An 11,578-nucleotide genomic window follows, 5' to 3' on the forward strand; every position below is an offset into this window, starting at 1 on the left:
AGCATGCGGCATTCGATGTGGAGGGACCCGCGGTGGCAGCAGCACCAGTCTGGAGTGTCGACCCCCGAACCGGGAAGCAGCGTGAACAGGTTGCGGTGGAGGCCACAGCCCAGGAGGTCGACCAGGCCGTCCGCGACGCCCACGCCGTGCGCGGAGCCCTCGCCGACCGCACGGTCCGCGCCGCGTTCCTGCGCGGTGCCGCCGACCAGCTCGAGGCGGCCAAGGACCACCTCGTCGAGGCCGCGGACGCGGAGACCGCGCTCGGCCCGGTCCGGCTCACCGGCGAGCTCGCCCGCACCTGCTTCCAGCTGCGGGCCTTCGCCGAGATCGTCGACGAGGGCGCCTTCCTCGACGTGGTGATCAACCACCCCGACGCCACCGCGACCCCGCCGATCCCGGACCTGCGCCGCTACAAGGTGCCGCTGGGCGTCGTGGCCGTCTACTCCGCCTCGAACTTCCCGTTCGCCTTCTCGGTCGCGGGCGGCGACACGGCCAGCGCGCTGGCGGCGGGCTGCCCCGTCGTCGTCAAGGCCCACCCCGACCACCCGGCGCTGTCCGAGATGGTCGCGGCCGCGCTGCGCCGGGCCGCCGCCGAGCACGGCATCCCCGCGGGTGTCGTCGGTCTCGTGCACGGCTTCGAGGCGGGCATCGAGCTGATCAAGCACCCGCTGGTCGCGGCGGCCGGGTTCACCGGGTCCGTACGCGGTGGCCGTGCCCTCTTCGACGCGGCGGCCGCGCGCCCGGTGCCGATCCCGTTCCACGGCGAGCTGGGCTCCCTGAACCCCGTCGTCATCACCGAGGCCGCGGCCGCCGAGCGCGCCGAGGCGATCGGGTCCGGGCTCGCGGGCTCGATGACGCTGGGCGTGGGCCAGTTCTGCGTGAAGCCGGGGCTGGTGCTGGCGCCGACCGGTGCGGCCGGTGACCGGCTGGTCAAGTCGCTCACCGAGGCCGTCAGCGACGTGGGCTCCGGGGTCCTGCTGGACCACCGTATGCGCGACAACTTCATCGCCGGTGTCGCCGAGCGTGCCGAGCTCCCCGACGTGGAGTCCCCGGTCACCGCGGGCGCGGGCGGCGAGCACACGGTGAGCCCGGGCTTCCTGACCGTCCCCGCGGACAAGCTGGCGGCGGAGGGCGAGCACGACCTGCTCCTCGAGGAGTGCTTCGGCCCGCTCACGGTCGTGGCCCGCTACGAGGACGAGTCCGAGGCGAACGCGGTGCTCTCCCGGCTGCCGGGCAACCTCACCGCGACCGTGCACCTGTCCGAGGCCGAGGCCGCGGGTGAGGGGCGGGGCGCGGAGATCCTCGCCGAGCTGACGCCGCTCGCGGGCCGCGTGCTGGTGAACGGCTGGCCGACGGGTGTGGCCGTGGCCGCGGCCCAGCACCACGGGGGGCCGTACCCGGCGACCACGTCCACGTCGACCTCCGTGGGCGGGACCGCGATCGAGCGGTGGCTGCGGCCGGTTGCCTACCAGGGGGCGCCTGAAGCGCTGCTGCCGCCCGAGCTGCGTGACGACAATCCGCTGGGGCTGCCGCGGCGGTTCAACGGGCAGCTGGAGCGGTAGCTGGTCCGCGGGGGAGCGCCGTTGGGGTGCGGGGTTGTTCGGCGGCTGCGGGTTGGTTGTGGCTGGTCGCGCAGTTCCCCGCGCCCCTGGGGTGGTGCGGGTTGTCGGTGAGCCGCGGGTTGGTTGTGGCTGGTCGCGCAGTTCCCCGCGCCCCTGAGAACGTGCAGTTCCCCGTGGCCCTGAGAGCGCGCCGTTCCCCACGCCCCTGAGAGCGCGCCGTTTCGTGGCCCTGAAAGCGGAGCGATACCGCACCGGAGTTCGAGAGCTGGTTGACTCTTCCCATGGACGTGAAATTTCCCGAACTCCCCTTCCCGCTGCGCACATACGGTCCCGACGGGAACTGGTCGCACGAGGACGGTGTGCTCACCGGGTGGGCCGGGGCGCGGCAGGACCGGTTCGTGCCGCCCACCGACGAGGCGCTGGAGCCGGCCTCGGACGCGCCGCGGCTGCTGGGTGCGCCGGAGGGGGACTTCCAGCTGATCGCCCGTGTGACGGTGGGCTTCGCGGCCTCCTTCGACGCGGGTGTCCTCTACGTCCACGTGGGGGAGCGGGCATGGGCCAAGCTGTGCCTGGAGTACTCGCCGGACGTGCCCACCGTCTGCACGGTCGTCACCCGCGGCCACTCGGACGACGCCAACTCCTTCACCGTGGAGGGGAGTTCGGTCTGGCTGCGGGTCAGCCGCACCGGCCGGGCCTTCGCCTTCCACGCCTCCCGTGACGGCGAGACCTGGACCTTCGTCCGGCTGTTCACCCTCGGCGACGAGGGACCGGCGTCGGCGGCGCTCGTCGGCTTCATGACCCAGTCGCCGGTGGGAGAGGGCTGCGTCGTCACCTTCGACCACATCGAGTACCGGGACGCCTGGCCGGACGGGCTGCGCGACGGAAGCTGAGAACCGGGGCCGTACGGGACAGGAACCACGGCGGCCCCCGGCACGTCCTCGGTCACATGATCGAAAACAGTGTGAACCAGGACCGTGCGGCCTTAGGCCGGGTGATCAGGGCGGCGCTGCCCGCCGAGGCCGAGGCCATCGCCGAACTGCATGTACGGGCCCGCTCGACCTACTACCCCGACGGACTGCCCGAGGACGGCATTGACTGGGTGGAGCGCTGGCAGGGCGCCATCGGGCGGCCCGACGGACAGGTGCTGTGCGTCGTCGAGCACGGCCGGATCACCGCCATCGCCTCCTACCGTACGGAACAGGGCGCGCCCGCCGACACCGTGAAGCTGTTCCAGTTCCACGTCGACCCCGACCACTGGCGCACGGGCATCGGCACCGCGCTGCACACGGCCTGCGTGGAGCGGTGGCGGGCCGACGGCAGGAGCACGGCCACCCTCGACGTCCACGTGGACAACCGGCGCGCCCAGGCCTTCTACGCCCGCCAGGGCTGGACCCCCGACCCGGCGTACCCGCCCGCGGAGGACGACCACCATCTGTTCCTCAGGTTCGACGTGACCCGGGGTACCGGGGAATGAACAGGGCTGCTTGAAGGTTCATATAGCGAGAGCGAGGGGCGGAGCCGTCTCCGCCCCCTCGGTCCCGTAGGACATGGACCCGTACGACCTGGAGAGAGCTGCCACCATGCGCGTCGAGATCTGGAGCGACATCGCCTGCCCCTGGTGCTACGTGGGCAAGGCCCGCTTCGAGAAGGCGCTCGACGCCTTCCCGCACCGCGACCGGGTGGAGGTGGTGCACCGCTCCTTCGAGCTCGACCCGCACCGCGCCAAGGGCGACATCGAGCCCGTCCTGAAGATGCTCAGCCAGAAGTACGGGATGAGCGAGGCACAGGCGCGGGCCGGGGAGGAGAACCTGCGCGCCCAGGCCGCCGCCGAGGGCCTCGCGTACCGCACCGAGGGCCGCGACCACGGCAGCACCTTCGACATGCACCGCCTCCTCCACCTCGCCAAGCAGGAGGGGAAGCAGAGCGAGCTGCTCCAGATCCTGTACCGGGCGAACTTCGCCGAGGAGCGGTCCGTCTACGCCGACGCCGAGGACCGTCTCCTCGCGCTCGCCGTCGAGGCCGGACTCGACGAGGACGCGGCCCGCGAGGTCCTCGCCGATCCGCAGGCGTACGCCGACGACGTGCGCGCCGACGAACGCGAGGCCGCGCAGCTCGGCGCGAACGGCGTGCCCTTCTTCGTCCTCGACCGCAAGTACGGCGTGTCGGGCGCCCAGCCCACCGAGGTCTTCACCCGGGCCCTGACCGAGGCGTGGGGTGAGCGCTCCCCGCTGAGGCTCGTGCAGGACGAGGACGCCGCGGCGGAGGCCTGCGGCCCGGACGGGTGCGCGGTGCCTCCGGCGGGGTGAACGGTCTTCGGGCGGCGCCGTCGGGGCGCGGTGTGATGTCCGCGGGCCGCCGGTCCTCTCCGGCCGGTCGCGGGGTTCCCCGCGCCCCTTGGTCCCAAAGGGCCAGGTCAGGACGGATACATAAGCATCTCTTGGGAGAGCCACGCAGAAGATCTCAATGGACGGGGAGTTCACGGGACCGCAGAGTGGTCCCATGGAGACCTTCGAGAGCCTCGTCCGATCCGAGTTCGCCCCGAAGAACACCTTTCTGAACACCGCGAGCAGCGGGCTGCTCCCCGCGCGCACCGTGGCCGCGCTGCACGAGGCCGTGCGGCTCAGGGCCGAGGGCAGTCCGCTGGACTCGCTGTTCGGTGATGTGGAGGCCGCCCGGGCCTCCTTCGCCCGGCTGGCCGGAGTCCCGGTCGCACGGGTGGCGGCGGGGGCGTCGGTCGCCGCCCACACCGGGCTGATCGCCGCGTCACTGACCTCCGGCGCCGAAGTCCTCACCGCCGAGGACGACTTCACCTCCGTCGTCAACCCCTTCCACGCCCGCGGTGACCTCAAGGTGCGGACCGTGCCCCTGGAACGGATCGCCGAGTCCGTCCGCCCGGGTACCGCGCTCGTCGCGGTCAGCGCCGCTCAGTCCGCCGACGGCCGGATCGCCGACCTGCCCGCGCTGCGCGAGGCGGCCCGGGAGCACGGAGCCCGTACGTACGTCGACTTCTCCCAGGCGGCCGGATGGCTGCCGGTGGAGGCGGACGCGTACGACTACACCGCCTCCATCTGCTACAAGTGGCTGCTCGGCCCGCACGGGGCGGCCTTCCTCGTCGTCCCCGAGGACTTCGGTGCCCTGACGCCGGTGCTGGCCGGCTGGGTCGCGGGGGAGAACCCCTGGGACAGCTGCTACGGCCCCGTCACCGAACTCGCCCACTCCGCCCGGCGGTTCGACCTGCCCCCCGCTCTCTTCACATACACCGGACTGCGCCACTCCCTGGACCTCATCGAGGAACTCGGCGTGGACGCCGTACGCGCCCATGACCTCGCCCTCGCCGACCGGTTCCGCGCGGGTCTCGCCCGCCTCGGCCACGAACCCCTGCCCGCGCCCGGCTCACCCATCGTCTCCGTGCCCCGACTCGGCCACCGCCAGCCCGAGTTGAGCAGCGCCGGCATCCAGGTCTCCAACCGTGCGGGGAACCTGCGCGCTTCCTTCCACGTGTACAACACGCCCGCCGACGTCGACCGGCTCCTCGACGTCCTGTCCGCCTGACCACTGTCCGATCCACCGCCCGATCCAGCGTCCGATCCACCGTCCGATTCACGCCCGTCCGACTTGCCCACTGGCGCGAGCCCCACCCGAACCGCTAGGAAGGCATGACGGAGGTGATGGTGTCGGTGGAGCCAACGGCCGACAGGACCGAGAGCGTGCCCGCCGACGCGGCACTGCATCGGCGGCTGGTCTACGGGGACGAGTCCGCCTTGAACGAGGCGTACGCCGTGTACGGCGGGCTCGTCAGGGCGGTGGCCGTACGGGTCACGGGCAGCCGGGGCGCCGCCGAGGACGTGGCGCAGGAGGTCTTCGCCCAGCTGTGGAGCAGGCCGTACGGCTTCGACCCGCGCCGCGGCTCGCTGCGCACCTGGCTGTCCGTACTCGCCCACCGGCGGGCCGTGGACTGGGTGCGCAGCGAGGCCCGGCACCGCAAGGCCGCCCAGGCCGACGACTCCGCCCTGCAGGCCATCCCCGACGCCGGACCCGGCCCGGACGAGGCGGTCGTCGACCGGGAACGCTCGCTGCTCCTGCACTCCGCCCTCGCCGGTCTCCCGGAGCCCCAGCGGGAGGTGGTCCACCTCGCCTACTTCGCGGGACGCACCTACCGGCAGGCCGCCAGGGAGCTGGGGATACCCGAGGGGACCGCGAAGACCCGGCTCCGCTCCGCGCTGCGCAAGCTCGCCGAATCCCTGACGGACCCGCCGGACCGGGCCCTGGGGAGGGGCGCATGATGGTGGTACGGGCAGCGGAAGGAGGCGTGTGATGGCCATCGACCACGACGAAGTGCGGGAACTGCTGGCCGCCTGGGCCGTCGGCGCGCTGCTGCCCGCGGAGCAGAAGACGGTGCCCCTGCACCTGGCCGAGTGCGAGACCTGCGCGGCGGAGGCGGAGCAGCTCAGGGAGACCGTGCGCCTGCTGGACGGCCCCCACGCCGGACTCCGCGCCGGCTCCCGGCTGAACGGCGCCGCGGGCAACGGCCAGGGCGTGCTCACCGCCGCACTGCGCTCCCGTCCGCGCACCGCGCGGGTCGCCCCGCACGCCGCTCCGTACGCCGCGGCCGTCGCCGGACTCCAGGCGCTGCTGCCGGAGCTGGACGGACACTGGACGACACCCGTCGTGCACGACTGGAACGCGCACGCCACCGTCGCCCACCTCCTCGCCGCCGACGAGCCGCTCGCCCTGCGGCTGGGCCTCGACGCGCGCGTGCCCGCCTCGCCTGTCCCTCAGGACACGCCCTGGGAGGACGCCTGGAACGCGCGATCCGCCGAGGTGATCGCGCACGAGTTCACGCGCACCCCCGAGGAGACCGTCGCCGCCTGGGCCGCGCAGTCCCGGGCCCTGCTGGCCACACCCGAGGCCCACGACCCCGAACGCGCCGCGCGCGCCACGACGTTGATGGGCATGCCGCTGCCCGTCGCCGAGCACTTCCTCGTCCGCGCCTTCGAGACCTGGATCCACACGGACGACCTCGGCCGCGCGCTCGGTGTGCCCGTTCCGCCGCCACCGGACGAGCACCTGTGGACGCTGGTCCGCCTGTCCCTCCGCGTCATCGGACTGGTCCTCAGCACGGCACCGCCGGTCCGGTTCGCGATGACCGGTGCGGAGCCCGGCACCGAGTGGGTCCTGGGCTCCGAGCACGAGCCCGTACGGGCCGAGGTCGTCATCGACCCGGTCGACTTCTGCCTGCTCCTGGGCGGCCGGTACGCGCCCGACGCGGTCCCGCGGACGACCACGGGCGACGAGGGCGCAGTGCGGAACGTACTGGAGACGGCGGCGGCCATGTCCTGGCTGTGACCGGCGGAGGAACCGACCGGCTGACGGACGCGGACGGGCCCGGCACCTCCTCGTGAGGTGCCGGGCCCGACCAGTGCTACAACGTGTGTCACTTCACCGGGGTCACCTTCGCAGCCGTGAAGCGACCGAGCGTGCGCTCAACCGTCCACACCGCCTCGCGCTCCCGACTGCCCCCTACGACAGGGCGGTCACGGGTCGCATCCACCCCATGACGGCCGGACCGCCATGGGGTGCGGGACCGGTGACAAGGCCCCACGCCAGGAAGATCCTGGCGACATCGATCCGGTCGACACCACGTACAACCGTCTCCCCGGCCGGGCCGGTTCGTGCCTTCAAGGGCTCACTGGAACGACTGGGGTCATCGCACCGGAGTGAAGTCCCGGGCACCGATGAACTCCGGCCTGCGGATCGGCGCCGAGAACGGCTCCACCGCCGTGTTCTCCACGCTGTTGAACACGATGAACACGTTGCTGCGCGGGAACGGCGTGATGTTGTCGCCGGAGCCGTGCATGCAGTTGCAGTCGAACCAGGTCGCCGAACCCGCCTTGCCCGTGAACAGCTTGATGCCGTACTCACCGGCCATGGCGGTCAGCGCCTCGTCGGACGGCGTGCCCGCGTCCTGCATCTGGAGGGACTTCTTGTAGTTGTCCTTCGGTGTGGCCCCCGCACACCCGAGGAACGTCCTGTGCGACCCCGGCATGATCATGAGACCGCCGTTGGTGTCGTAGTTCTCGGTCAGCGCGATCGAGACGGACACCGTCCGCATGTTCGGCAGACCGTCCTCGGCGTGCCAGGTCTCGAAGTCGGAGTGCCAGTAGAAGCCGCTGGCGCCGAAGCCCGGCTTGACGTTGATCCGCGACTGGTGGACGTACACGTCCGAGCCGAGGATCTGCCGCGCCCGTCCGACGACCCGCTCGTCGCGCACGAGCGAGGCGAACAGCCCGCTGAGCCTGTGCACCTCGAAGACGGACCGGATCTCCTTCGACTTCGGCTCGATGATCGAGCGCTCGTCGGCGCGGATCTCCGGGTCGGTGACGAGCCGCTCCAGCTCGGCGCGGTAGAGGGCGACTTCCTCGTCGGTGATGAGCTGCTCGACGGCGAGGAAGCCGTCGCGCTCGTACGCCTGGAGATCGGCGAGCGGGATCGGGCCGGGTGTACCGGGCGCACCCCAGACGACCGGGTCCTGGCGGGGCACGGACACCTCGGTGGCGCCGCGGCTGGGGTAGAGATCAGGGATGTTCGTGACGGTGGTGGTCACGGTGGATCACACCTCCTCGGTGAGCAGGGGGTAGACGCCGTTCTCGTCGTGGTCCTCCCGTCCGGTCACGGGGGGATTGAAGACACAGATGCAGCGGAAGTCCTCCTTGATCCGCAGTGTGTGCCTCTCGTGCCCGTCCAGGAGGTACATGGTCCCGGGCGTGATCGTGTACTTCTGCCCGGTCTCGTTGTCGGTCAGCTCTGCCTCGCCCTCCACGCAGACGACGGCCTCGACGTGGTTGGCGTACCACATCGACGTCTCCGTACCCGCGTACAGGATCGTCTCGTGCAGCGAGAAGCCGACCTTCTCCTTGGCGAGGACGATGCGTTTGCTCTCCCAGGTGCCCGACGCGGCTTTGACGTGCCGGTCGGTGCCTTCGATGTCCTTGAACGAACGGACGATCACGGTGCTGCGACGCCTCCTCGGTGTGTTCTTCCTCGATCTGTGACGGTGGTTCAGGCCGTCTCGCGGACGGCGCGGGCGAGGGTGCGCAGACCCTCGTCCAGCTCCTCGGGCGTGATGGTGAGCGCGGGGAGCAGCTTGACGACCTCGCTCTCCGGGCCGGACGTCTCGATGAGCAGCCCGAGTTCGAAGGCGCGCTGGGCGACCCGGTTCGCCCGGGACCTGTCGACGAACTCGATGCCCCACACCAGCCCGCGACCCCGGTACTCCTTGATCGCGGCGCGGTCCTCCTCCGCGATGGCGGCCAGCGCCTGCTCGACCTGCTCACCGCGCTTGCGGGTCTGCTTCTCCATGGCGGAGCCGTCGGCCCAGTACGTCTCCAGGGCCGCGGCGGCCGTCACGAACGCCGGGTTGTTGCCGCGGAACGTGCCGTTGTGCTCGCCCGGCTCCCAGATGTCGAGCTCGGGCTTGAACAGGCACAGGGACATGGGCAGTCCGTACCCGCTGATGGACTTGGACACGGTGACGATGTCGGGGGTGATGCCCGCCTCCTCGAAGGAGAAGAAGGCACCGGTCCGCCCGCAGCCCATCTGGATGTCGTCGACGATCAGCAGCATGTCCTGCCGCTCGCACAGCTCGGCGAGCGCGCGCAGCCACTCCGGGCGGGCGACGTTGATGCCGCCCTCGCCCTGCACGGTCTCCACGATCACCGCGGCCGGCTTGTTGAGCCCGGAGCCCTGGTCCTCCAGGATCCGCTCGAACCAGAGGAAGTCCGGGACCTGGCCGTCGAAGTAGTTGTCGAACGGCATGGGTGTGCCGTGCACCAGGGGGATACCGGCGCCGGCGCGCTTGAAGGCGTTGCCGGTCACGGCGAGCGACCCCAGGGACATCCCGTGGAAGGCGTTGGTGAACGACACGATGGCCTCGCGCCCCTTCACCTTCCGCGCCAGCTTCAGCGCGGACTCCACGGCGTTGGTGCCGGTCGGGCCCGGGAACATGACCTTGTACGGCAGGTCGCGCGGCCGCAGCACGAGGTTCTGGAAGGTCTCCAGGAAGCCGCGCTTGGCGGTCGTCGACATGTCGAGCCCGTGGGTGACGCCGTCGCGCTCCAGGTAGTCGATCAACGCCCGTTTCAGTACGGGGTTGTTGTGGCCGTAGTTGAGCGACCCGGCGCCCGCGAAGAAGTCCAGGTACGTGTGGCCGTCCTCGTCGTACATACGGCTGCCCTGCGCGCGGTCGAACACGGTGGGCCAGCCGCGGCAGTAGCTGCGCACCTCCGACTCCAGGGTCTCGAAGACGCTCAGGTCGGGCTGGGTGATGGTCACGGCGAATCGCTCCTCGATGCGTGGGGGGTGTGCAGGAGTGAGGGAATCGGGCTGGTGGGGTACCGGCTACTGAGGGGGATCAGAAGGACAACGGTCCGATCCGGTGCAGGACTTCGGGCTCGTGCGGACCGTCCGGGAACTGCCCCGCCTCGAAGAGGACCTCGCGCTCGACGGTGGCGCCGTGCCGGGCGGCGAACGAGGCGAACAGGCGCTCCGAGGCGGTGTTGCCCGGCGTGATGGTGGTCTCGACCGTGGTCAGCGGGTGCTGCCGGGCGACGCGGAGGGCCAGCCCGTCCAGCAGCGCGGCGGCGACCCCGCGACCCCGCTGGGTGGCGTCGACGGCCACCTGCCATACGAGGAGGGTGTCGGGGCGCTCGGGCCGGACGTACCCCGTGACGAAGCCGACGGGCCGCCCGTCCTCCGTGTCCCGTGCCACCGCGGAGGTGCCGGCGAAGTCACGGCACCACAGCAGGTAGCTGTAGGAGGAGTTCAGGTCGAGGGCGCGGGAGTCCCCGGCGAGGCGCCAGAGCGCGGCGCCGTCCGCCACGGCGGGACGGTCGATCCGCAGTCCCTCCGGCATTTCCAGGAATTCCGCGGGCAGGTCCGGCAGGTTCGGCAGGTCTGCTTGTGCGGCAGTCATGCCAATTGAATTTACCCAGCGAAAGTTGAAATTGCATCGCCGGTCGGGGTTACGGAAGCGAGGCTCTTGTGTTATCGCGCGGGCGCGTACAGCCGCGCGAGAAGGCGTCGAAATGATCCGCTTTGCCCGGATAATGGGGGAGGAAAGGGGTGTGCTGTGGAGTCGGTCACACGAGTGTAACCCTCACGAGATCTACCCGAATTACGCCTGCTGGTGTTCGCGAAATCTTTGCGTTTAGGCGATGAAAAAGCGGGCAGAAGGGTACGGGAAGCTGCGCCCGAATGAATTATTGCATTTCCGCGAACACTCGGCGCGGATTTCCCGAACCGGAGATCAGGCCCCGGTGGCCCCGTCGATGTGCTCCCGGACGATGTCGGCGTGGCCGTTGTGGCGCGCGTACTCCTCGATCATGTGGATCAGGATCCAGCGCAGGCTGACCTCGATCCCGTCCATCGGGCCGCCCCTGATCACCCCGGTGTCGTCGAGCGAGCGCCCGGCGCACAGCTCCTCGCCGCGCGCCACCTCCCGCCGCCACGTCGAGAGCGCCTCGTCGAGCCCGCGCCCGGCATCCAGCTCGAAGCCGGACGGCCCGAACAGAGCCGGTACGTCGTGCCCGGCCAACGCCCGCTGGAACCAGTTCCGTTCCACCTCGGCGAGGTGCTGTACGAGCCCCAGAAGCGTCACCTGGGAGGGTGCGGCGGAGGCACTCCGTAACTGCGCGTCGTCGAGCCCCTGGCACTTCAACTCCAGGGTGGCCCGGTGGAAGGCGAGCCAGCTCTCCAGCATGGGACGCTCGTCGCCGGTCATGAGCGGGATGGGCCGGCCGTCGGGAAGGAGTGAGGTCATGGGCACAGCCTGACACGGGGACGGGCCCCGCCTGAGTCATTCCGCCCGGGCGGCCCCTGCTCATACGGTCCCGGGGCCCGGTGGCGGTTCAGCGTCGCGCCCACACCCCTGCCACAGCCCGACGCGCACCCGCGAAGTCCACCGGAACACCTGATTCCGCCAGTCCGGCCCCCATCGCGGCCACGGCGGCCTGAACGAC

12 protein-coding genes are annotated in these 11,578 nt (G+C 71.2%); 7 read left to right on the forward strand and 5 right to left on the reverse strand.

Going from position 1 to position 11,578, the window contains the following annotated elements; genetic code table 11:
- Window positions 1-32 precede the first annotated feature (32 nt).
- From FNH04_RS10705 to FNH04_RS10735, 7 genes are all read left to right on the forward strand, one after another.
- Window positions 33-1,562 carry an aldehyde dehydrogenase (NADP(+)) gene (locus FNH04_RS10705; protein ID WP_322722885.1) on the forward strand — a complete coding sequence of 510 codons (1,530 nt, stop codon included), beginning with the start codon at window positions 33-35 and terminating at the stop codon, window positions 1,560-1,562.
- 281 nt (window positions 1,563-1,843) lie between these two features.
- Window positions 1,844-2,452 carry a DUF1349 domain-containing protein gene (locus tag FNH04_RS10710; protein WP_152782803.1) on the forward strand — a complete coding sequence of 203 codons (609 nt, stop codon included), beginning with the start codon at window positions 1,844-1,846 and terminating at the stop codon, window positions 2,450-2,452.
- Window positions 2,453-2,508: 56 nt separating this feature from the next.
- Window positions 2,509-3,036 carry a GNAT family N-acetyltransferase gene (locus tag FNH04_RS10715; RefSeq protein ID WP_152782806.1) on the forward strand — a complete coding sequence of 176 codons (528 nt, stop codon included), beginning with the start codon at window positions 2,509-2,511 and terminating at the stop codon, window positions 3,034-3,036.
- A gap of 106 nt (window positions 3,037-3,142) precedes the next feature.
- Window positions 3,143-3,868: a DsbA family oxidoreductase gene (locus tag FNH04_RS10720; RefSeq protein ID WP_152782824.1), complete on the forward strand. Its 726-nt coding sequence runs from the start codon at window positions 3,143-3,145 to the stop codon at window positions 3,866-3,868.
- 193 nt (window positions 3,869-4,061) lie between these two features.
- Window positions 4,062-5,114, forward strand: a complete 1,053-nt coding sequence (locus tag FNH04_RS10725; RefSeq protein ID WP_152782809.1) for an aminotransferase class V-fold PLP-dependent enzyme — start codon at window positions 4,062-4,064, stop codon at window positions 5,112-5,114.
- 104 nt (window positions 5,115-5,218) lie between these two features.
- The gene (locus tag FNH04_RS10730) at window positions 5,219-5,845 is read left to right on the forward strand and encodes an RNA polymerase sigma factor (RefSeq protein ID WP_386574971.1); all 627 of its coding nucleotides are present in this window, start codon (window positions 5,219-5,221) and stop codon (window positions 5,843-5,845) included.
- A 31-nt stretch (window positions 5,846-5,876) separates the two neighbouring features.
- Window positions 5,877-6,908 carry a maleylpyruvate isomerase family mycothiol-dependent enzyme gene (locus tag FNH04_RS10735; RefSeq protein ID WP_152782812.1) on the forward strand — a complete coding sequence of 344 codons (1,032 nt, stop codon included), beginning with the start codon at window positions 5,877-5,879 and terminating at the stop codon, window positions 6,906-6,908.
- A 358-nt stretch (window positions 6,909-7,266) separates the two neighbouring features.
- Here FNH04_RS10735 and thpD read toward each other — a convergent pair whose 3' ends face one another.
- The 5 genes from thpD to FNH04_RS10760 form a co-directional block, all read right to left on the reverse strand.
- On the reverse strand, window positions 7,267-8,166 hold the full coding sequence (thpD, locus tag FNH04_RS10740; protein ID WP_322722886.1) for an ectoine hydroxylase: 900 nt from the start codon (window positions 8,164-8,166) through the stop codon (window positions 7,267-7,269).
- 6 nt (window positions 8,167-8,172) lie between these two features.
- Window positions 8,173-8,571 (reverse strand): ectoine synthase, encoded by a 399-nt coding sequence (locus FNH04_RS10745; protein WP_322722887.1) that lies wholly within the window; start codon window positions 8,569-8,571, stop codon window positions 8,173-8,175.
- 50 nt (window positions 8,572-8,621) lie between these two features.
- Entirely contained in the window at window positions 8,622-9,893 is a 1,272-nt protein-coding gene (ectB, locus tag FNH04_RS10750) for a diaminobutyrate--2-oxoglutarate transaminase (RefSeq protein WP_322722888.1), read from the reverse strand.
- Between the two features lie 79 nt (window positions 9,894-9,972).
- Complete coding sequence (gene ectA / locus FNH04_RS10755; RefSeq protein ID WP_152782815.1) at window positions 9,973-10,533, reverse strand: diaminobutyrate acetyltransferase; 561 nt, start codon at window positions 10,531-10,533, stop codon at window positions 9,973-9,975.
- 333 nt (window positions 10,534-10,866) lie between these two features.
- Window positions 10,867-11,379, reverse strand: a complete 513-nt coding sequence (locus FNH04_RS10760) for a DinB family protein (RefSeq protein WP_152782819.1) — start codon at window positions 11,377-11,379, stop codon at window positions 10,867-10,869.
- Window positions 11,380-11,578: the final 199 nt, after the last annotated feature.

It is taken from the genome of Streptomyces phyllanthi, assembly GCF_009377205.1.
GTDB lineage: Bacteria > Actinomycetota > Actinomycetes > Streptomycetales > Streptomycetaceae > Streptomyces > Streptomyces phyllanthi.